General features: G+C 54.8%; 20 protein-coding genes. 9 read left to right on the forward strand and 11 right to left on the reverse strand.

Features of this window, described 5'->3' with window-relative positions; translation table 11 throughout:
- Positions 1-167 precede the first annotated feature (167 nt).
- Positions 168-674, reverse strand: a complete 507-nt coding sequence (locus ACKC9G_RS11945; RefSeq protein WP_411405619.1) for a molybdopterin-dependent oxidoreductase — start codon at positions 672-674, stop codon at positions 168-170.
- Between the two features lie 169 nt (positions 675-843).
- The gene (locus ACKC9G_RS11950) at positions 844-1278 is read right to left on the reverse strand and encodes a hypothetical protein (protein ID WP_411405621.1); all 435 of its coding nucleotides are present in this window, start codon (positions 1276-1278) and stop codon (positions 844-846) included.
- A 48-nt stretch (positions 1279-1326) separates the two neighbouring features.
- On the opposite strand from ACKC9G_RS11950, the gene ACKC9G_RS11955 reads away from it, so the two are divergent.
- Complete coding sequence (locus ACKC9G_RS11955; protein WP_411405623.1) at positions 1327-2190, forward strand: alpha/beta hydrolase; 864 nt, start codon at positions 1327-1329, stop codon at positions 2188-2190.
- On the opposite strand, the gene ACKC9G_RS11960 is transcribed toward ACKC9G_RS11955, so the two are convergent.
- Both ACKC9G_RS11960 and ACKC9G_RS11965 read right to left on the reverse strand, forming a co-directional pair.
- On the reverse strand, positions 2187-3728 hold the full coding sequence (locus tag ACKC9G_RS11960; RefSeq protein WP_411405625.1) for a DHA2 family efflux MFS transporter permease subunit: 1542 nt from the start codon (positions 3726-3728) through the stop codon (positions 2187-2189). The two genes, ACKC9G_RS11955 and ACKC9G_RS11960, sit on opposite strands and share 4 nt — an antisense overlap.
- Complete coding sequence (locus ACKC9G_RS11965; protein WP_411405627.1) at positions 3721-4893, reverse strand: efflux RND transporter periplasmic adaptor subunit; 1173 nt, start codon at positions 4891-4893, stop codon at positions 3721-3723. The genes ACKC9G_RS11960 and ACKC9G_RS11965 overlap by 8 nt, the downstream gene beginning before the upstream one ends.
- 250 nt (positions 4894-5143) lie before the next feature.
- Between ACKC9G_RS11965 and ACKC9G_RS11970 the strand changes: the two genes are divergently transcribed.
- The gene (locus ACKC9G_RS11970; protein WP_411405629.1) at positions 5144-5764 is read left to right on the forward strand and encodes a TetR/AcrR family transcriptional regulator; all 621 of its coding nucleotides are present in this window, start codon (positions 5144-5146) and stop codon (positions 5762-5764) included.
- A gap of 56 nt (positions 5765-5820) precedes the next feature.
- Here the strand turns inward: ACKC9G_RS11970 and ACKC9G_RS11975 are convergent, their stop codons facing one another.
- The 3 genes from ACKC9G_RS11975 to ACKC9G_RS11985 form a co-directional block, all read right to left on the reverse strand.
- Positions 5821-6363 (reverse strand): glycine zipper 2TM domain-containing protein, encoded by a 543-nt coding sequence (locus ACKC9G_RS11975; protein WP_411405631.1) that lies wholly within the window; start codon positions 6361-6363, stop codon positions 5821-5823.
- A gap of 284 nt (positions 6364-6647) precedes the next feature.
- Entirely contained in the window at positions 6648-7925 is a 1278-nt protein-coding gene (gene gabT, locus ACKC9G_RS11980; protein ID WP_411405633.1) for a 4-aminobutyrate--2-oxoglutarate transaminase, read from the reverse strand.
- 50 nt (positions 7926-7975) lie between these two features.
- Entirely contained in the window at positions 7976-9451 is a 1476-nt protein-coding gene (locus ACKC9G_RS11985; protein WP_411405635.1) for an NAD-dependent succinate-semialdehyde dehydrogenase, read from the reverse strand.
- A 148-nt stretch (positions 9452-9599) separates the two neighbouring features.
- On the opposite strand from ACKC9G_RS11985, the gene ACKC9G_RS11990 reads away from it, so the two are divergent.
- The 4 genes from ACKC9G_RS11990 (at position 9600) to ACKC9G_RS12005 (ending at position 13910) form a co-directional block, all read left to right on the forward strand.
- Positions 9600-10544, forward strand: a complete 945-nt coding sequence (locus ACKC9G_RS11990; protein ID WP_411405637.1) for a LysR family transcriptional regulator — start codon at positions 9600-9602, stop codon at positions 10542-10544.
- 383 nt (positions 10545-10927) lie between these two features.
- Entirely contained in the window at positions 10928-11953 is a 1026-nt protein-coding gene (locus ACKC9G_RS11995; protein WP_411405639.1) for a TRAP transporter substrate-binding protein, read from the forward strand.
- A 74-nt stretch (positions 11954-12027) separates the two neighbouring features.
- Positions 12028-12588, forward strand: a complete 561-nt coding sequence (locus tag ACKC9G_RS12000) for a TRAP transporter small permease subunit (RefSeq protein WP_411405641.1) — start codon at positions 12028-12030, stop codon at positions 12586-12588.
- The gene (locus ACKC9G_RS12005) at positions 12585-13910 is read left to right on the forward strand and encodes a TRAP transporter large permease (RefSeq protein ID WP_411405643.1); all 1326 of its coding nucleotides are present in this window, start codon (positions 12585-12587) and stop codon (positions 13908-13910) included. The genes ACKC9G_RS12000 and ACKC9G_RS12005 overlap by 4 nt, the downstream gene beginning before the upstream one ends.
- A gap of 104 nt (positions 13911-14014) precedes the next feature.
- Here ACKC9G_RS12005 and ACKC9G_RS12010 read toward each other — a convergent pair whose 3' ends face one another.
- Positions 14015-14212, reverse strand: coding sequence for a YqaE/Pmp3 family membrane protein (locus ACKC9G_RS12010; protein WP_411405645.1), 198 nt, complete (start codon positions 14210-14212; stop codon positions 14015-14017).
- Between the two features lie 235 nt (positions 14213-14447).
- On the opposite strand from ACKC9G_RS12010, the gene ACKC9G_RS12015 reads away from it, so the two are divergent.
- The gene (locus ACKC9G_RS12015; protein ID WP_411405646.1) at positions 14448-14885 is read left to right on the forward strand and encodes an ABZJ_00895 family protein; all 438 of its coding nucleotides are present in this window, start codon (positions 14448-14450) and stop codon (positions 14883-14885) included.
- 74 nt (positions 14886-14959) lie between these two features.
- On the opposite strand, the gene ACKC9G_RS12020 is transcribed toward ACKC9G_RS12015, so the two are convergent.
- On the reverse strand, positions 14960-15370 hold the full coding sequence (locus ACKC9G_RS12020; RefSeq protein WP_411405647.1) for a hypothetical protein: 411 nt from the start codon (positions 15368-15370) through the stop codon (positions 14960-14962).
- A 333-nt stretch (positions 15371-15703) separates the two neighbouring features.
- Here ACKC9G_RS12020 and ACKC9G_RS12025 point away from each other — a divergent pair, with 333 nt between their 5' ends.
- Positions 15704-16657 carry an aldo/keto reductase gene (locus tag ACKC9G_RS12025; RefSeq protein WP_411405649.1) on the forward strand — a complete coding sequence of 318 codons (954 nt, stop codon included), beginning with the start codon at positions 15704-15706 and terminating at the stop codon, positions 16655-16657.
- Between the two features lie 80 nt (positions 16658-16737).
- Here ACKC9G_RS12025 and ACKC9G_RS12030 read toward each other — a convergent pair whose 3' ends face one another.
- Both ACKC9G_RS12030 and ACKC9G_RS12035 read right to left on the reverse strand, forming a co-directional pair.
- Positions 16738-18195, reverse strand: a complete 1458-nt coding sequence (locus ACKC9G_RS12030) for an aminoacyl-histidine dipeptidase (protein ID WP_411405651.1) — start codon at positions 18193-18195, stop codon at positions 16738-16740.
- A 183-nt stretch (positions 18196-18378) separates the two neighbouring features.
- Complete coding sequence (locus ACKC9G_RS12035) at positions 18379-19872, reverse strand: carboxypeptidase M32 (RefSeq protein WP_411405653.1); 1494 nt, start codon at positions 19870-19872, stop codon at positions 18379-18381.
- Between the two features lie 137 nt (positions 19873-20009).
- Between ACKC9G_RS12035 and ACKC9G_RS12040 the strand changes: the two genes are divergently transcribed.
- Complete coding sequence (locus ACKC9G_RS12040; RefSeq protein WP_411405655.1) at positions 20010-20642, forward strand: C40 family peptidase; 633 nt, start codon at positions 20010-20012, stop codon at positions 20640-20642.
- The last annotated feature ends 136 nt before the right edge of the window (positions 20643-20778 follow it).

Here is a 20778-nt window from a genome sequence, read left to right on the forward strand (position 1 = left end):
GCGCCGATGGTAGTGTGGGGTTTCCCCATGTGAGAGTAGGTCATTGCCAGGCATCCAACACCGACACCCTGATCAGAGATGGTCAGGGTGTTTTTTTATGCTTGGAAAAAGGCAAAGGCGCTTGCTGAGAACTTTTCCCTCTCCAGAGCTGTGCAGTCAAAAGTCTTTTATTCCGCACTTTCCATGGTGATTTCACTGACCTGCCAGACCATCTTGCTTAGAGTATCTCTGCTTACCAGTGACGGATTGTTAGCAAGAGGATAAATCACAATTAGTGGCCCAAAATGGCGGACTGACATGTACTGTCCATCACGCTTATAAGCCAGCACTGGATCGTAGTTAATGATGTCTGAGAGTGGAATGAATTGGGAGTAATTGTTCAGAGCCTCAACGGTTACGCCTGAGCCTGAGCCCATATTATTTGTAAGCTCACTGAGTGGAACGCCTTCCCACTGTGAACTCTTATTAGAGTCACCCAAGTTTGGAAAATACGCTTCAATTGTTTTATGTGGCAGTCTTTCTAGATCTTCGAGCGAAAGTGCAATCTCCGGCTTTGCCAGAGGGTGAAGCGTGAGAATGACAGATTGAGTCGATGGGCTTTCATCTGCACCTGCTGGTTGGCATGTGAAAAGTACAGCTGCAGATAGCAGGGATGGTAGAACGCGTGTCAGCATCGCAACCTCTCAACATGATTCTTCGAGTTGAATCATTGACAATCTTAGTTGAGAAATTATGAAAGTGATTCATTTCGCGGCAAAGATGACTTTTGCGCCTTATTGCAGCGTTTCGTATACCTGGGTGATGCTTTAATGAAGTATGTCTGGATTGTAATTTCTGGTGAGCTTATTTGCCGCCCTTACGGGTAATCCAGAGCAGAACCAGCAGGCCAAGAAGCCAGGGCAGAATAGAGGGCGCGATCATAAAGGTCATGAGCACCAAACCCAGCGCCATAAGGCCCATTATCAGTAGTGATGTGCCAATAATAGCAAGACCAATAAACGCCACTCCGAAGATAAAGAAAAAGAGAGTAAAGAGCCCGCCGCCCATTGAGGCTAAAAACTTATCCCAGCCATGTAACTCCTGACCATTCACAATGACGGTTGTTTGTGAATGCAGTCCAAAAATTACCCAGCCAATAATGATCAGTGCAATGATAACCGCTACTGCAGTCCAGCGTGGAGATTGCCTGGAAGGCTCAGAGGACAAGGGCGTAATGCTCCAAAACAGTAAAGTGAACGTACAGGTTAGCACAGGCTGATTCTGAAGCGTCAACTTCATTGGCCTTCGTTCAGGAGTGGTAGAGATGATAAGGAGGTTTGGGTGTTTATGAAGCTGGTAGCCGGTTGTCTTGCTTTGCTTGCAGTCATCGGCGGGCTTGCTGCATGCAGCCCCGTAAAAGTGGTTAATGCCTTAACTCCTGAAGATAGCTACACCCTCTCCCAGGATGTGCCCTACGGAACAGAGTCCAGGCAAACGATGGATATCTACACGCCCGTGAAGCAGAAGCACAGTGCCGTCATCGTATTTGTTCATGGTGGTTCTTGGGCAAGTGGGGACAAGTCGCAGTATCCGTTTGTGGGTGAAGCTTTTGCCTCCCTGGGGTTTGTGACGGTGATTCCGAATTATCGGCTATATCCTGAGGGCCAATTTCCTACCTTTGAAACAGATATCGCCAGCGCTGTAGCCTCGCTACCAGATGCCCTAAAAAATAATACCTGCGCTACTCCCGGCAGAATCATTTTGGTCGGGCATTCCGCGGGAGCCCACACCGTTGGCATGCTGGTGACGAATACAGCCTATCTTGATGACGCAGGCTTTAGTGGAGAGGTGTTGGGCTGGATTGGCATGGCGGGGCCATACGACCTTCCTTTGGAAGATCCCTTGGTGGTGGACAAGTTTCAGCATGTTCAGGGCAACGAGGCCAACCCATTAGCGCTTGCTCACGCTGATATGCCGCCGGCATTACTGCTTCATGGCTTGGACGACAGCACAGTCGGTCCTTTTCATAGTCAGCGGATGGCCAAAAAGCTCAAGGAACTTGGTGATTCGGTGGTTCTTAAGGAGTACAAAGGCACCAACCACACTCGCCTAGTCGGTGGCCTGGCCTATCCGCTACGTTTCCTTAATGATGCCTTCGTGGATTCCAAAGCATTTGTTGACTCTCTGGATGCGACGATCTCCTGCCCTTAGTGCCCGCCTTCTGCCGGACTCACCAGATGCTGAGGCTTGGGAGCTAACCATACGGATAGCGCCGCAAAGATAAAGGTGAAAGAGGTGATCAGCATGACATCGTTGGTGGCGAGCATAACTCCCTGAGAGGAAATGAGATTATCCACCGTGTTTAGTGCTGCCTCGTAATTCATGCCACTTTGCTGTAGCTCATTCAGAATAGCGTTCCCCGGATCTGCCAAACCCACCAGCTCGGCATGCTTGGTGGTAATAGTGTTTTCCCATTCTGTGGTTACAAGTGAGGTGGCGAAAGCGCCTGACAGCGTCCTAAGGAAGTTAAGAAGCCCCGCTGCAGATGCTGTCTCCCTTTCCTCGACACTACTTAAGGCAAGTGTATTCAGTGGCATAAAGAAGAATGGCATGCCCAGCCCCATGATGAACAGCGGTAGGGCGACGTGCCAGTACGTCATGTCTGTCGTACTGAATGCGCGTATGAAAGTGAAGATACCAAGCCAGAGAATACCGAAGAATGCGAGCTTTCGAGGGTCAAGTTTGGTAGAAAGCCCCGCAGCAAAGGGCGCTGCCATCACGGCAAGCACACCCATCCAGGCGGTGGTTTTTCCTGACCAGGTAGCGGTATAGCCCATAAAGGTCTGAAGCCACAGCGGTGTTAATACATTGGCCGCAAAGAAGGCGCCGAAGCCCAGTGCTATCGCCACCACTGAGACGCTGAAGCCTCGATGGCGAAAGACTCGCAAATCGACCACCGGGTGCGCATCTGTCAGCTCCCAGATAAGAAATGCGATAAAACCTATGACTGCGACCACGGCAAGAATGCAGATTTCCGTCGAGGCAAACCAGTCCAGATTTTTCCCCTCATCCAGCATGATCTGCAGTGCGCCAACCCAGACGATCAGTAGTACCAAACCCACAATATCAATAGGCAGGCGCAGGGTTTTGGTCTCGTAACGCTTGACCATGCGCCAGGCCAGATAGCCGCAGGGCAGAGCAATAGGTACGTTGATCAGAAATATAGCGGGCCAGGAAAGCGTGTCACACAGCCAGCCGCCCATAATCGGGCCAAGTATGGGCGCGGTGAGGGTTGTCATGGCCCAGAGGCCCATGGCAGCGCCAGTCTTTTCTTTGGGGAATATACGCAGCAAAAGCGTTTGCGACAGAGGCATCAAGGGGCCACCCGCCAGACCTTGAAGAACACGGGCTGCGATCAGCATGCCCAAGGAGTCCGCCAGTCCACAGAGAGCGGAGCAGATGCCAAACATCACCATGGCTATACAGAAGACTCGAACCGTACCGAAGCGACTGGCAAACCAGCCAGTGAGTGGGACGGTAATTGCCTCGGCAACGGCATAGGATGTAATGACGTAAGTACCCTGGCTGGTGGTGGCGCTGAGACTGCCGGCAATGTGCGGAACCGAAACGTTGGCAATCGTCATATCCAGTACCGCGATGAAGTTCGCAGTCGCTAGTAACAAAGCCGCCATCCAGAGCTGGCCGCCCTCCAATGGCTTGTCGCCAATAGCGTTGACCGTGTTACTCATTGGAAGACGTCACGCTGGTATCGATTGTGACGGTCATTGAGAGGCCGACACGTAACGGATGTTTGGCTAATTCAGCCTCTTTCAGCTCGATGCGCACAGGCAGACGCTGTACCACCTTAATCCAGTTGCCCGTGGCATTCTGGGCAGGAATTGCGGCGAAGGCGCTGCCTGTGCCGCCGGAAAGCCCGGTAACCGTGCCGTGAAAGACCACATCGTCGCCGTAAAGGTCTGAAGTCACTGTCACGGGTTGGCCAACACGGACCTCCGGCAGTTCATCTTCCTTAAAGTTGGCATCCACGAAGATGCGGCTTACCGGAACGATCGACATGAGCGGCGTACCCGCCTGAATACGCTCTCCCACCTGCACATTGCGCTTCGCGACAATGCCATCCATGGGCGCTTTGATTGTGGTACGCTCAAGATCGAGCTTTGCCGCATCGCGTCGTGCTCTGGCCAGTTCGACTTCCGGATGAGTATCGACGCTGGTATTGCGGATCATCACCTCATTGGCCTCACGCTGTCCTTTTGAGGCTGCAACCTGCGCATCAGCCTGTGCTTTCGCGGCTTTAGCGTTGGAGAGTGCGGCCTTGGCGTTGGCAAAGGCATTTTCTGCACGGGTCAGTTCATCTCCGGAAATGGAGCCGGTGCCTTTCAGGCTTTGGCGGCGCCGAAGGTCCGTTCGCGCCCGTTCAAAGTCAGCCTCTGCCGATTCCAACTGAGCTGCTGCCTGCTGCTGACTTGCCGCAGCGGATTGCTCCTGAGCCTTGAGTGTATCGTCATTGGCGTAATAGCCTTCAACCTTGCGGATAGCACTGGCCAGTTGTGCTTCTGCCTGAGTCAGCGCCAGTTTGGCATCGGCATCATCAATTTGAACCAGAACATCTCCCTGATGGACCGTCTGGGTATCGCTGACATTCACCTTTGCTATGGTGCCACCGACTGCGGGAGTCACTTCGGCATTCTCGGCATGGGCGTAGGCGTTGTCGGTGGTGACGACATGCGCTCCGTGCAAATACCACCAAAGCCCATAGCCTCCGGCGGACAGAACCACGGCGCCGAGTAACAGGGTCAGTAATCGCTTGCGGGTTGCCGGGCGAGCTGTCGCATTAATACCTGACTCTTCAGGTGTATTGTTGTCGGTGTTGGAAACGTCATCGGAGGACATAGCAAATCCTATGAATGCAGGGCGGCGAGCGCTTAAATACTAATCGCCACTCTTAAATCAAACTGGTCGGTACAGTCTACTTTAAGTCGATGCAAAGATAATGTGGAAATTTGCAGTACTGACCAGAAAAGAATGTTCCTTTTTACTCTCTTCTGACAAGGACAATGTTGCCCCACTTATGTCTGGCCGGTGTTAAAGACTTTATACGCCCGAAGGTCTGGGCAGCTTCCCGGCAGAAGAGGATGTACCCATGAGAAGTAAGACCCTTGAGCGCCGTGAACATTTTTTGGACATCGCCGAGCAGCTTTTTGATCAGCAAGGCTATGAACAGGTATCAATGGCTCAGATTTCCGCCAGTGCCGGTGGCTCACGGGCAACGCTGTATTCTTACTTCCCAAAGAAGGAAGAGCTGTATCTGGAAGTATTCAGACGCATGGCGAACCGCGCAGTGGCCTCCCTGCGTGAGCAGTATGCGCAGGAAAGTGACGCCAAGGCCGCACTCTCAGCGCTTGGTAAAATGATGCTGACGCTATTGCTCTCTTCAAGATTGCTCACGGCGCGCGCGCTATTGATTGGTTCCCGGCTGGAGAGTCGTTCCAAAGAGGCTGAGGAACCATCGGATAAGCAGCCTTACCAGTATGCCTTCGAAGAAACAGACCACTTCTTTGAACAACTTTGCGATAAGGGTTTGCTGTGCGGCGGCTCGCCTCGGATACTTTCCCGACATTTTCGCGGCATGCTCGACAGTGAAGCCATGATGTACCAGCTTTTCTGTCCCCAGTCTGCGGAGCTGGAAGAGCAGGATTTGATTGTGGAGCGTGTGGTGACTGCCTTTCTTCGTGCTTATGGCAAGCAGCAGGCGCAGATATAGCCGATAAAAAAAGGCAGATCACTGATCTGCCTTTTACTCTGTCCTGATAAAAGTACTTAGCCTTCGTTAAGCACCAGTTCCCCATTACGCACAGGGATGGTGTCACCCTGGGGTTTGTGATCCATAGTGACATGACCGGTGCCATCGCCCAGTTTGTAGGTCACCTTGTAGCCGGTGACGACAGTTTTGCTGTCTTGAACGGTATGGCACTCACGCTCGTTGGTCGTATAGGTATCGCTGTTCTGCATGTTTTGCTGAACCTGGTTACCTGCATAACCCCCGGCGGCAGCACCAGCGATGGTGGCGAGTTTTTTACCGTTACCACCACCGACCTGATTACCCAGCAGACCACCTGCCAGCGCACCGACGACTGTACCGGTGATGCGGTGTTGATCCTGCACGGGTTTTTGATGAGTGACGACCTTGTTTTCACAGACCTCACGTGGGTTATTCTGCGTTTGGGTCAGTTTCTCAACGTTAGTGATCTGAGCGACGGTAGGTTGCTCTGGTTGGCTGAAATATTGGTAGCCGCCGATGGCGCCGCCTGCGGTTACGCCGATAGCACCTACAACAATTCCGACAATCAGTGATTTATTCATTTTCCACACTCCTTTTGCTCTCCGGTTGCCACCCCGAGTACTGCTGATGCAAGTGTTTCCCTTTGCATGGCGCAGTAGAACTACCGGATGACGGTGGAGCCACAAATCCGTTTTCCATACCGATAATTCCTGCTGCGTTGGATCGCTATTCTCAAGGAGGAAAGCTGAAACTTCCTTAACAGTGCGTTTCGGCAACGCAGGATCTGTTTCAACGGGAGCGATAAAAAAGGCGCCACAGAGGGCGCCTGAAAGGGTGTCAAGAAACGTGCTGTAGCGTGGTTGGCTTACGCCAGTTCATCGACCAGTGCGGCCAAGAGATTCATGCCTTCATCAACAATATCCGTTGGTGCGGTCAATGCTGGCAGGAAACGGATAACGTTGGCGCGGATGCCGCAGCTCAGCAAAATCAGGCCTCGTTTGGCCGCCTCGGCAGAAAGTGCTTTGGTCAGCTCGGCATCCGGCTGATTGATATCGCCATTGCGGATAAATTCCACGGCGATCATGGCGCCAAGGTTTCGGATATCGCCGACGCGGTCGGGATGCCTGGCCTTGATCGTATTCAGATGGCCGGTCATTTGTTCACCCAGTGACAGGGCGCGCTCACAGAGTTTCTCCTCCGCGATAACATCCAGTACCGCCAACGCTGCCGCACAAGCCACGGGCGAGCCCGCATAGGTACCGCCCAAACCACCAGGATTTGCGGCATCCATCACTTCTGCCTTGCCGACGACCGCTGACAGTGGGAAGCCACCGGCAATCCCTTTGGCCATCGTCATGAGATCCGGCTCAATACCCGCATATTCGGTGGCAAACATTTTGCCAGTGCGGGCAAATCCGGTCTGGATTTCATCACAGATCAGCATAATGCCGTGTTCATCACAGAGGCTGCGCAGTTTCTGCAGGAAGCTTGCGGGCGCACGGTAGAAACCCCCTTCGCCCTGCACCGGTTCAATAATGATGGCGGCAACGCGTGCAGGCTCAATGTCGGTTTTAAAGCGCATGGCCAGTGCTTTAAAGGACTCTTCTTCACTCACGCCGTGCAGCGCATTCGGGTAGGGAATGCGATAGATGTCATTGGGGAAAGGCCCAAAGCCTGCTTTGTAGGGCAGCACTTTACCGGTCAGGCCCATGGTCATATTCGTGCGACCGTGAAAGCCGCCATCAAAGGCGATAACGCCACTGCGGCCTGTGTAGGCACGGGCAATTTTTACTGCGTTCTCGACGGCTTCGGCGCCAGTGCTGACAAACATCGCCTTCTTGGGTGTGGCGCCCGGAGCAATCCTGACCAGTTTTTCAGCCAGTTCAACGACTTCCTTATAAGGTGTCACGGTCATGCAGGTGTGGGTGACTTTCTCAAGCTGTGCTTTGGCGGCGGCCATGACTTTGGGGTGACAGTGGCCGGTGTTGACCACCGCGATGCCTGCGCCGAAGTCGATATAACGCTTGCCTTCCACGTCCCAGACTTCCGCGTTCAGGGCGCGCTCGACATAAATCGGCGCCATGTTACCCATGCCGCGTGCAATTACGGCGTCTTTGCGTTGCTGCAGTTCTGCATTAGTCATTGTCTTGCTCCAGATATCGCCATCACGCGGATGGCCGGAAAGTCGTGGGCTTATACGCCGCCCATGCACAGGTATTTGATTTCCATGAACTCTTCGAGGCCATGACGTGATCCTTCGCGGCCGAGGCCGGACTCTTTGACGCCACCAAAGGGAGCGACTTCGTTGGAGATGCCGCCTTCGTTGATGCCGACCATGCCGTATTCCAGCGCTTCACCCACACGCCAGGCACGACCGATATCGCGGCTGTAGAAATAGGCCGCAAGGCCAAAGGGCGTATCGTTGGCGATGGCCACGGCCTCTTCTTCAGTGCTGAAGCGAATCAAGGGCGCCACCGGACCAAAAATTTCTTCTCTGCATAAACTCATATCGGCAGTTGCCTGGGTCACAAGCGTTGGTACATAGAAACCCTGTCCGCTGCTGTCGCGCTGACCGCCTCGGATGACTTTTGCCCCGGCTTCGCGAGCCTCATTCACCAGTCGCTCGACTTTTGCCACGGCGCGCTCGTTGATCAGCGGGCCAGTGGTGATGCCTTGCTCGGTTCCATTGCCGACAGTGAGTGCATCCATCGCCTGTGCCAGACGCTCTGCAAAGGTGTCATAAATGCCGTCCTGGACCAGAACGCGGTTGGCGCAAATGCAGGTCTGACCGGCATTGCGGAACTTGGCCAGCATCAGGCCCTTGATAGCGGCATCAATATCCGCGTCATCAAAGACGATAAAGGGCGCGTTACCGCCAAGCTCCAGGCCCAGCTTCTTCACGGTATCAGCACACTGGCGCATCAGCAGCTTGCCGACCGGGGTGGAGCCGGTGAAGGTCAGCTTGCGCACGCGACTGTCGTGGCACATCACATCGCCGATGTCGGCGGCGCGGGTGCTCATGACCAGCTGAAACACCTCTTCGGGAATACCGGCTTCGCGAGCCAGGGTCAGCAAAGCGATGGCGGAGAGCGGAGTTTCCTCGGAAGGCTTGAGCACAATAGTGCAGCCTGCGGCCAGCGCAGGTGCCACCTTGCGGGTGATCATCGCATTAGGGAAGTTCCAGGGGGTAATCGCCGCCACAACGCCGATGCCCTGGCGAACGGTGACCAGACGACGATTGCTCATGGGGGAGGGAATCACTTCGCCATAGGCGCGCTTGGCTTCTTCGGCAAACCATTCAATAAAGGATGCGCCGTACTGGACTTCTCCCAGTGCCTCGGCGACAGGTTTGCCCTGCTCAAGGGTCATCAGCAGGGCCAGATCATCGGCATGTTGCTGGATCAGTGCGAACCATTGCTTGAGTAGCGCTGAGCGTGACTTGGCAGGCATGGCACGCCATGCGGGCAGAGCGGCTTCTGCGCGGTCAATCGCCTCTTCGGTATCGGCAGCGGTCTGATTGGCCAGTCGGGCGATGACTTCCTGGGTCGCCGGGTTCAGAACTTCAAAGGTCCCTTCCGCTGCAGAGGAAGACACCAGCACGCCATCCTGCAGGGTGCAGCAGGAATTCAACAGCGGCAGAAAACGGTCCAGAGCAAAGGGTTGTGCCATGTGGGGCTCCTTGAAAACAGAGGGCGGCTGCGACTGGCTTGCAAGAAACAGGCAATCGTCAGCGTGACGCTATGCAGGCAGTATAGGTGCTGCTATAAAGTTTTATAAATAACCACGAATTAAAATTCACATTGATAGGTATAAAACTATGGCGGTGGCATCGACGGCTGACCGGGTCGGTAAGCTGGCACAGGTGGGGGACTATGAAATCCGCCTGCTCAAGGTCTTTAAAACCGTGGTGGAATGTGGCGGATTTTCAGCGGCGGAGACGGTCTTAAACGTAAGCCGCTCCACCATCAGCGTGCACATGGCCAATCTGGAGCAGCGACTGAAACTGACACTTTGCAGTCGTGGGCGCTCCGGTTTTGGACTCACCGAGGATGGGGTGATCATTTATGATGCAGTACGCCGGTTGTTCTCACAAATGGAGGACTTTCGCTCCACGGTTAATGCCCTTCACGTACAGGTCAGCGGCGAGCTGAACCTGGTGGCCAGTGACACCATCAGTCTGGATGATCGCTGTCCCTTCCCCGAAGTGCTCGGGCAGTTCTGCCAGAGAGCGCCGGATGTCTACCTCAACTTTGAAACGGCACCGATGAATGAAATCGAGCGGCGCATCCTCAATGAAGAAGCTGACGTGGGCTTTATCCCCTATCACCGTGAGCTGGAAGGGCTGGCCTACCAGCCGATCTATGAGGAAACCTGTTACCTCTACTGCAGCCATACCCACCCACTCTTTGCGATGGAGGATAACGAAGAGATTCGGGAGCGGCTGGAGCAGCAGCGCCTGGTGCATGCCGGGATTCAGACAAACCCGGACGTGACGGTTCAGCTGCGGGGTCTGACTAAGGCGGCTTCCGCCTATTACTACGAAACTCGCACGGCCATGGTGTTATCCGGTGCCTATATCGGCTTTTTACCAGAGCAGTATGTTGGTCAGTGGGAGCGCGATGGCCGGCTTAAGCGGTTGTTACCTAATGAGCGAATGTACCGTCTGGGTATCGCAGCGATAACCCGACAGTATGGTCGGCTTAACAAGCCCAGAGATGTGTTTATGGAGCTTCTTGCCAAAGCGGTACTCTCGGGAAACTAACACCGGAACGCTCAGGTTAACTGCAGGTGTACTGGCTGGTGTTGTAGCTCTCTCTATAGGTAATCCCTTGGTCTAAAGAGAAAGCCAGTGAATCTTGCTGGAGAAATGTGATCACACAGGAGCGAGGCACGTCGTGCGTGGCTTGGCCAAAAGTGATCACTTTTTTTGCCCGATGCTGGTGCATTCAGGGTTTGATAGGTTGATAGATCTAAACGTAAAAATAGATCGCTTTATATTTATCCACGTATAAAAGCTGTTGCAGACTCCCGTCCCCAAGGTGTTCAGGGCCAATTCTCCCGAAAACACCTGCCCTAAGCACACCAATAACAAAATCGCCTGCAGACGATATTTCCTAACGACCAACCTTTGGGGACGAACGAGCAATGAAAACTTTGTGGAATGCAGCACGCAAGACCGTGATGGCATCTGTGCTGGCCCTGGCCTCCGGTATTTGCGCCACTCAGGCGATGGCTGAGCAGGTGTATAACTGGCGTTTCAGCAACCTGTACTCCCGTGGTACGGCATACGGTGAAGTCTATGAGAGCTTTGCCAAGAACATCGAAGCCATGTCCAACGGCCGGATCAAAATCCAGATGCTGTACGCTGGCGAAGGCGTGGGTGAGGCGGGTGTACTGGGTGCGGTTAAATCCGGTCTGGTGCAGATGGGCGCAATTTTCCAGCCTTCTCATGCCGGTGAAATTCCGTTCGGTGTCGTTGAGATCGGCCTGCCAGGTACAACTTCAGATGCAACCAAACTCAGCGCACTGTTTCACGAAGATGGCTGGGAGCCACTGTTACAGCAGGCCTACAACCGTCAGGGTGTAGAGTGGGTTGAGACCTACTTCCAGCCTGCGGTGTATGTCATCACCAAGAAGCCCATTAACTCGGTAGCGGACTTTAAAGGTCTGAAAATTCGTGCGCCGGGTGCTTACGGCAAATTCTTCCGTGAACTGGGCGCCTCTCCTGTCGCGCTGTCCTGGAATGAGATTTATACCTCGCTGGCCACCGGCGTCATTGATGGCTCTATCGGTTCCAACCTGATTGATCACCGTGACGGTAACCACGTCGAAGTAGCCAAGTACATGTACCGCCTGCCGGTGGCGGGTGCGCAGGCGATGCCCATTGTGATCAATAAAAAGGTCTGGGACAGCCTGCCTGCGGATCTGCAGGCTATCGTCAAAACCGCCGGTGCCCGTCATGCTCAGGAGCAATTGGATAAATCCACTGTCTGGGTCGACAAGGCGGTGGCCGACATGGAAGCCAAGGGCCTCAAGTGGAGCCCGGAGCCTTCTGAGGCTGACAAAGCCGCATGGCATGCCGCTGCCGAAAAGGTCTGGGAAGAATATGCCCAGGGCGACAAGACCAGTGCTGAACTGGTCAGCATCCTCGAGAAAACCGAGAACAAGTGATCCCTCCCGGGCGCCTGCGTGGCGCCCTTTGCGCAGGGACGCGCCGGGAATTCTGACGGAGGAGCCTTACGGCTATGCTTTATTCAATACTTCGCCTCTGGTGCCTGGGGATAGAAACCCTGGTCAGCTTCTGTGGGCATCTGGTCTCCCTGCTGGTCCCTGTGCTTGCAGTCACGGTGGCCTTCGAAGTGGTCTCCCGCTACCTGTTTAACCATCCCACGATCTGGGCCTATGACGTTTCGCTGTTCCTGTTTGGCTATATCGGCGCGCTCTGCGGTGCCTTTGCCCAGCAGCGCAAGGCGCATATCAATGTCGATATTCTTTATCTTCGTGTATCCCCCGGGATTCAACGTCTTTTTAGCCTGATCAGCTGTGTGCTGGCGGCATTTTTCCTGTTGGTCATGCTCTACATGGCGATCGGCAAGGTAGAGGAAGCGATCGAGTTTGATTACCGCCGCCAGAGTGAATGGGCGCCGTCCATGATTCATTTCTGGGTGATGATTTGTGTCGCTTCAGCGCTTTTCCTGCTGCAGCTTTCGGCTGACTTCCTGCAAAACCTCTGGGGCCTGTTCAGTGACCGCCCACTGCTTAGCCATCCGCAGGACGCCAACCATGATGCAGGAGCGACATCATGATGAGTATTGAACTGCTGACGGGTCTGTTATTTGTCTGCATTCTGGCAAGCTTTGCCCTCGGTGCGCAGGTAGGTCTCGCGCTCGGTGGTATTGCCATGGCGGTAGGATATTTCACCTGGGGCGATGCGGTGTTTAATGTCGTGCCGACCACGCTGGAAGATAACCTTTTCAGCTTTATCCTGCTGTCGATTCCGCTTTACATCTATATGGGGCAGTTGCTCACCCGCTCAGGCATTGGCGAGGCGATGTTCAACGCCAGCCAGATGCTGATAGGTCGGGTCCGCGGCTCGCTCGCGATCAGTGTGATTATCGTCTGTTCCCTGATAGGTGCGATGGTCGGCATTATCGGTGCCGGTATCATGACGTCCGGCAGTATTGCGCTGAAGCCGATGCTGGAGCGCGGCTATGACAAGCGTCTGGCGCTGGGAGTCATCATGGCAGGTGGAGGCTTGGGGATTTTAATTCCGCCGAGCGTGCCGATGATCATGTTCAGTGCCGTGACTCAGAACTCTGTCGGCAGGCTCTTTATTGCGGCCATTGTGCCGGCGCTGATCGCCATTGTGCTCTTTGTCAGTTACATCATTATCTCCTGCAAGCTGAATCCTGAACGTGCGCCGCTGGATCCGGAACCTGAGACGCCGATCACCGGTCGTGAGCGTTTTAAAACGGTACGAGACGGCGGACTGGCGCTGCTGTTAATTGTCGCGGTACTGGGCTCGATCATGGGCGGAATTGCGACGCCAACGGAATCCGGTGCGATCGGTGTGATTGGTGCGCTGGTGCTGGCGGCGATCTACAAGCGCTTCAAACTGACCACCCTGCGTCTTGCCGGTGTTGAAACGGCGCTGCTGGTGGCGGTCGCCATGTGGATCATCATCGGTGCGTCGGTCTTCAGTAACTTCCATCTGCTGATGGGTGTACAAAGTCTGGTCGCACAATTCACTGCGGATCTGGGCTTGCCGCCCTGGGGTGTGATTTTGCTGATGCAGGGCATCATGTTGCTGCTGGGATTCATCATTGATGAGTTCATCATCGTACTGATGTGCGCGCCGATATTTACCCCGATTGCAGTGGGTTTAGGCTATGACCCGATCTGGTTCGGTATCCTGATGATTCTGAATATCGAGATTGCGATTCAAACGCCGCCCTATGGCTTTGCGTTGTTCTATCTGAAGGGAATTGCACCACCGGGTATCACCATGATGGATATTTACCGCTCGATTACGCCTTTTGTGCTGATCAAGCTGCTGGTGCTGATTATCTGTGTGCTGTTCCCGGATCTGGTGTTGTGGCTTCCCAACAAACTGATGGGTCCCGGCTAGTGCGTAAGCTTTAGCCTGTCAGTGATGACAAGTGTGTGAAGACCAAAAGGGACGTCCTCGGACGTCCCTTTTTTTATCTCAGTCACTCAGTAAGCTTCAGGCTCTCAGAGTGCGCGCTGCCCCATGGCGGCCTGAATCTTCTTGTCGGTGTTGTATTGGCTGAGTGCATAGACAGACCAGATTGCCGCTGGAATCCAGCCGATCAGGGTGATCTGTAGTAGCAGACAGATGATGCCCGCAAAAGGACGGCCGATGGTGAAAAACTGCAGCCAGGGAATCAGCAGAGCCAGCAGAAAACGCATAATCATGTTCCTTATGATGAGTAAGAGCGGAAGGCTTTGACGCGTCACAGGACATCATGCTTCTGTGTAGCGCAAGCGGCGCTATCATACGCGAAATGTGCGAATTGGTAATGGAAAATAAGCGAATTGGCCGAGTCCCGGTTGTTTTATTCCACCCCTCAAACTCGACATTTTCCCTACAGCAAGGTAGCTTAGCCGCCCAGTTTTACGGGGTAATGGTTTTGTGGAGGAAGCAATGTCCGATCGAGTCCCTTTGACACCCTATCTGATGAAGTTCGCCACCGCCTATGTGATCGCTTCCATGGTGGTCTGGGTGATTGTGAACCTGCTGCATGTGGGCACCAGTCTCACGGCGTTGGCACTGCTTCTGGCTTCGTATTTTGCGGTCTACCGCTTTGTGAAAGACCAGCAACGTGCGCCCAACCGCTCAGAGAAATGGCGGCTGGTTTTTAGCTCGCTGGCGGCGGTCTGGGTCTTTACGCTGGCCGGTGTCTTTGCCATTTTCCTGACCGAAGGGCAGGCTGGTGGACTCCATCAGAAGCTGGCGGGGCAACCATTAGGCGGTGTACTGATCACCTTTCTGATTATCTCGCTGGTGGCGGTGTTCCTACTGCATCTCTCTTACGGCTGGTTTGCCTCTTCCCTGAGTAAAGTGCTCAACAAGGAAGACTGATTAGCCATCATCGACCCAATAAAAAAGCAGCATGAAGCTGCTTTTTTTGTCTCTGAATGCAGGCGGCGAGCGGCTTAGTGGGCTGCTGGCATCGGCATAAACACCGCCTGAACCACCCGTTGAGAGCCAAGTCGAGTATAGGACCAGCTGGTTGCCCACCAACCCTGCTGCTGTGCCCAGCGATCCAGCGCATCAAAGCTTTGAGTATCAGCAAGGCTGGCCTGAATATCCCAGCGACCATGAGTGCGCTCGTTCAGGGTGAGTGCTGTCATGTGTCTTTGTGCCATTGCCTGCTGCCAGTCACTGTCTGTCAGGTGAGCGGCACTGCTGACCATCAGTGGCGCTGCCGGAGCAGAGACTTCCGGGCGAAGTCCTGCCAACCCTGCCAGTACCAGCACGATCAGAGCACAAAGCCCCAGCGTACGAGTGCTGGCCAGTCGAAAACTGCCAGGGTAAATCCTGTTGTTGAATGTAGGGCTCTTCATGGCAACGGGTGTCCGCTCGATCATCAGTGGCGGCAGTCTGACAGCAGGTCATGACTATTCCATGGCACTCTCACGACATCTCTGTGACACCGCTATCGCGGTAAATTCGGAAAAAAGGCGGATTCTTATACTTTCTTGCGGCAGGGAGGTTGTTTTTGCAGTGCAGCAAAAGCAATAACATCTTCACTTCCGCTTCCTTTGCGCCGGAAAAGCCATATTCAACCTTGGGTTAATAGCCCAAGGTGTCATGGCAAGAGTGCAGTACAAGCGCTATCTACAGGGAGTGATTTTGCAATGCAGCATGTCGCGGCAATGGCATGAGGAGAGAGATCAATGGAACAACGTGCGCTTGGCCAGTCAGGCCTTTCAATCGTCCCTCTGGTGTTTGGTGGCAATGTCTTTGGCTGGACGCTGGATGAGTCGGCGTCATTTCGTATGCTTGATGCAGTGGTGGAGTCCGGGCTCAATGCCATTGATACCGCTGATTGTTATTCCCTGTGGGTCGACGGTAACCAGGGAGGGGAGTCAGAAACGATTATCGGTCACTGGCTCAGGGAAAACCCTGCCAAGCGCGATAAGGTCCAGCTCTTCACCAAAGTGGGCTGGGATCTGGGTAATGGCAAGAAAGGTCTGTCCGCCAAGTGGATTGAGCAGGCGATTGAAGACTCACTGCGTCGACTGAATACGGATTACATCGACCTGTATCAGTCGCACTGCCCGGACGACAATACACCTCATGAGGAAACCCTGCGTGCTTATGAGAAGCTGATCAAAGCCGGTAAGGTGCGCGCCATTGGTGCCTCTAACTACAACGTGTCTCAGCTGCGCTCGGCACTGAAGGTGTCAGATGAACTTGGGCTGCCACGCTATGCGACCTTGCAGCCGGAATATAACCTCTATGATCGCAGCAACTATGATGGCCCATTGCGTGATCTGGCGCGCGAGGAAGGCCTCGGTGTCATTACCTATTTCAGTCTGGCCTCTGGTTTCCTCTCGGGTAAGTATCGCTCGCCGGAGGATCTGGGCAAAAGTGCCCGTGGTGGCAGCATCGGCAAGTATCTGGATGACCGTGGTAAAGCGATTCTCAGTGCTCTGGATCAGGTGGCAGAAGAGCAGAAAGCCACGCCTGCTGAAGTGGCGCTTTCCTGGCTGATTCATCGTCCCGGCGTGACGGCTCCGATTGCCAGTGCCACTAATGACAAGCAGCTGGCCAGTCTGGTGAATGCGGTCAACCTGACGCTGAAAGATGAGCAGATTGCCCTGCTGACTCAGACCAGCGCGACCTGAGTTGACTCAGTATTGGTAATAAAAAAGCCCTGACAGTGTCAGGGCTTTTTTTGTTGCGGCAATGTCAGTGCAGATGCGCGTCAGGCCGCCTTGGGAGCATCGGCGAGCAATGCCACCAGTAAGTCCCAGAAAGCGGCCACAGAGCTGATTTCGACCCGCTCGTTAGGTGAGTGGGCGCCACGGATAATCGGGCCGAAAGAAACCATATCCATCTGCGGATAAATCGCGCCGATGATGCCGCACTCAAGGCCGGCATGAATCACTTTTACCGCCGCCTCATGACCAAACCGGGCAGCATGAACTGCCTGGAAACGCTGCAGCAAGGGGGAGGCCGGGTTGGGCGTCCAGCCGGGGTAACCATTATCCGAGGTGACAGTACAGCCCGCCAGACTAAACAACGCCTTGATGCGGTCGGCCAGCGTGCGGGTTGATGCATCACGCAGGCTGCGCACCAGTAAGCAGGCGCTGAAATTCCCGGACGCCAGATTGACGACGCCAAGATTATTGGAGGTTTCCACCACGCCCGGTACATCGGCGCTCATGCGTTCCACGCCGTGGGGTGCGGCAAAGAGTGCATTCAGTAGTGTGCGGGTATCGTCCTCACTCAAGCCTGCGCTGCCTTCTGCAGGAAGTTGGGTAATGTGAACGTTGGCATCCACACTGCTCAGCTCCTGTTGATACTGCGCCGCCAGGGTCTGGCAGAGATGGCTGAGGCTGGCCAGCGAACTTTCAGGCAGGGCAATGCGTGCGCTGGCTTCACGAGGCAGGGCATTACGCAGGGTGCCGCCGTGAAAGTTGACCAGCGAGAAGCCGGTCTGTTCGCCCAGTGCAATAAGCAGTCTGACCAACAGCTGGTTGGCGTTGCCCAGACCTTTGTGAATGTCCAGACCGGAGTGGCCACCACGCAGGCCTTTGACTTCGACCTGCTGAACTGTCCAGCCTTGAGGGATACTGCTTTCCAGAAAGTTGCGATGCACATTCACATCGGCACCGCCTGCGCAGCCCACATAGACTTCGCCGCGGTCTTCGGAATCAAGGTTTAACAGCAGATCACTCCGCAGCCAGCCTGCTTTCAGCTCCAGTGCGCCGCGCATGCTGGTTTCTTCTTCAATGGTGAAGAGTGCTTCAATGGGGCCGTGAGCAATCTCGGTACTTTCCAGTACGGCCAGCGCCGCCGCGACGCCCATGCCGTTGTCAGCGCCGAGTGTGGTATCGCTGGCATGTACCCAGCCGTCGATAATGCGGGGGCGAATAGGATCGCAGACGAAGTCATGATTCGTGCCTTCGTTTTGCTGGGCCACCATGTCGAGGTGCCCCTGCAGACAGATACTGGCGCGATCTTCCATGCCTGCGGTGGCGGCCTTGCGGATCAACAGGTTACCGGCATCATCGGTTTCGCACGTCAGGCCACGCTCTTCTGCCCAACGAATCAGCTTCTCACGCAGAGCCGCTTCATAGCCAGAAGGGCGAGGCGTGTTGCACAGCATCTGAAAATGCTTCCACAGCAGGGAAGGCGAAAGGTCGTGCAGTATAGTCATGAGAGTCTCTGAACAGAAAAATCACTGGTGAAGGAGAGTTTCTCCAACGAGCTACGCATTGCTGAGCTGCGCAAAGGGTCACTATAGCAGACTTTAGCGGGTTGAAATTAACTGAATTGAGTTCATTTCAGGGGCGAGGCGTTTTTCGCCCCTGAAATTACTCATAAATAACAGCGAGTTATATCAGCCTTGCAGATAGCGCTGGCGCAGATGCTGGTGGAAGAAACGAGCATCCAGAGTGCTGCCGGTGGCGCGCTCCAATAGTTCATCCGTCGGGTAGCGGCTGCCTTGCGACCAGATGTTGCTGTTCAGCCAGCCAAATACCTCGTGAAGACGACCGTTTTCAATCAGGCTGCCCAGGTCTCCCAACTGGGACTGAATGCTGGCAGCCAGTTGTGCGGCAATCAGTGCGCCGAGGGTGTAGCTGGGGAAATAGCCGAACGCCCCGTCAGTCCAGTGAATATCCTGCATGCAGCCATTACGGTAATCACCGACGGTGGAGAGACCAAGGTAAGACTGCATCTTGTCGTTCCATACCTCGGGCAGATCATCCACTTCCAGACGGCCTTCAATCAGGTCACGCTCAATTTCATAACGCAGGATGACATGGCAGGGGTACGTCACTTCGTCGGCATCAACACGAATCAGCCCCGGTTCGACCTGGCGATACAAACGCTGAAGATTGGTTGCATCCATGCCTGCACGTTCGCCAAGGTGCTGATGAATCTTGGGCAGGATGCTGGTGAGGAAGGCCGGATGACGCCCCAGCTGCATTTCAAAGAACAGACTTTGTGATTCATGAACGCCCATGGAGCGCGCTTCTGCCACCGGCTGGCCAAGAAGCGGGCGGGGCAGGTTCTGCTCATAACGGGCGTGGCCGGTCTCGTGAATAATCCCCATCAGGCTCTGGGTAAAGTCGCTGTCGCTATAGCGTGTGGTGATGCGGACATCTTCGGGAACACCGCCGCAGAAAGGATGGGTGGAAATATCCAGACGGCCGCGCTCGAAATCAAACCCCAGTATGCCCATGATTTCTCGCCCCAGCGTTTCCTGCGCAACAGGGGCAAAAGGCCCTTGAGGCTGGATCAGGGTATTTTCCCGCTGGCGGGCCACAACCGTGGTGATCAACTCCGGCAGCCAGGTTTTCATGTCATTGAAGAGGCTATCAATCCGTTCGGTCGTCATCCCCGGCTCATACAGATTCATTAGCGCCTGGTAGGGGCTGCAACCTTGGGCTTCGGCGCGTAATTGCGCTTCCTGCCGGGAGATATTCACCACTTCCCGCAAGTTGGCGGCAAAGCCTTGCCAGTCGTTGGCCGGACGTTGTTGCCGCCAGGCATGCTCGCAACGGGCACCCGCCAGGGTTTTTGCGCGCAGTAGATCCGCAGGAAGGACACTGGCCTGCTGCCACTGGCGATGCATCTCGCGCAGATTGGCGCGAGCGTCTTCATCCAGCGATTCCTGCGCAGCCTCTGCCATCCAGTCCCCGGTTTGCGGGGCAGTCAGGGATTCATGACACAAAGATTCCAGCTCGGCGATCGCGTTGGCTCTTGCTTCCATGCTGCCAACTGGCATCATGCTAGCCTGATCCCAATGGGCCATGGCCAGCAGGTGACGGTAACCGTGTAAACGCTGGAACAGGCTTTGCAGATGGGTATAGGCAGAAGGACGCGACATAACAACTCCAAGGCTGATTTTGGGCTTTCAGGCAGGATACTCCTGCTGGCGTCAAGCTCAAGTCACTGAACGGCTGGCAGGATGCCACCGTTTGCGCACGACAGATCTGCAGCCGCAGGCAGATCACGGGGAAAGCAATGAAAGCACTATTCACTCAGGCCTGGCGATGCGTCGGGCTGATCGCTGTTGTGTTGCTGGCAGGTTGTGCCGGGCAATCCGTCAAGACCGCGCCAAAAGCCGCCTATAGTCATGGAGGCCTGTATGAGCAGGTGCCGCTGTCACCGGATGAGCAAATCTCGCTGATTGCTCTGGCAAAAACCCAGGTCGGCAAGCCCTATATCTGGGGAGCACAAACACCGGAGCGTGGCTTTGACTGCTCCGGCTTGCTGGTCTGGGGCTATGATCGTCTGGGCATGGGCCGCTTCCGCTATAAGGACAGCACCGTCAATGATGTCACCGCAGACTCTCTTTATAAGTACAACTCTTATCCCCTGACCGATCTGGTGCAGCTGCGCCAGGGCGACTTCATTTTCTTCGATCCCAAGAACCAGGGTTATGAAACCCATGTGGCACTGTTCTCCCACATTGATAACCTGGGCCGTATCTGGGTGTGGGATGCCTCATCCTCTGCGGGGCGCACCAGCCAGCGTCCGCTACCCAACTTCTGGAATATGCGCCCGGTCTTTGGTCGTCCGATGAAACTGATTCCCGCCACGGGTGAGCGAGTTGCTGCAGGTTTTCGTGCAGGCCCGGTGATGGTCGTCAACTGATTGACACACGTCCGCCGGGTGTTCAGTGTGAGACCCTTGAGCCATTCATGACAGAGTTTTGACGCAAGGAGTTCTCGACGGTCATGCGGACATCGGCGAGAATGCCGCGACTTTTTGGAATGCGCCTCGCCCGTTT

The sequence above is a fragment of the Pokkaliibacter sp. CJK22405 genome, from assembly GCF_046614695.1.
Lineage (GTDB): Bacteria > Pseudomonadota > Gammaproteobacteria > Pseudomonadales > Balneatricaceae > Pokkaliibacter.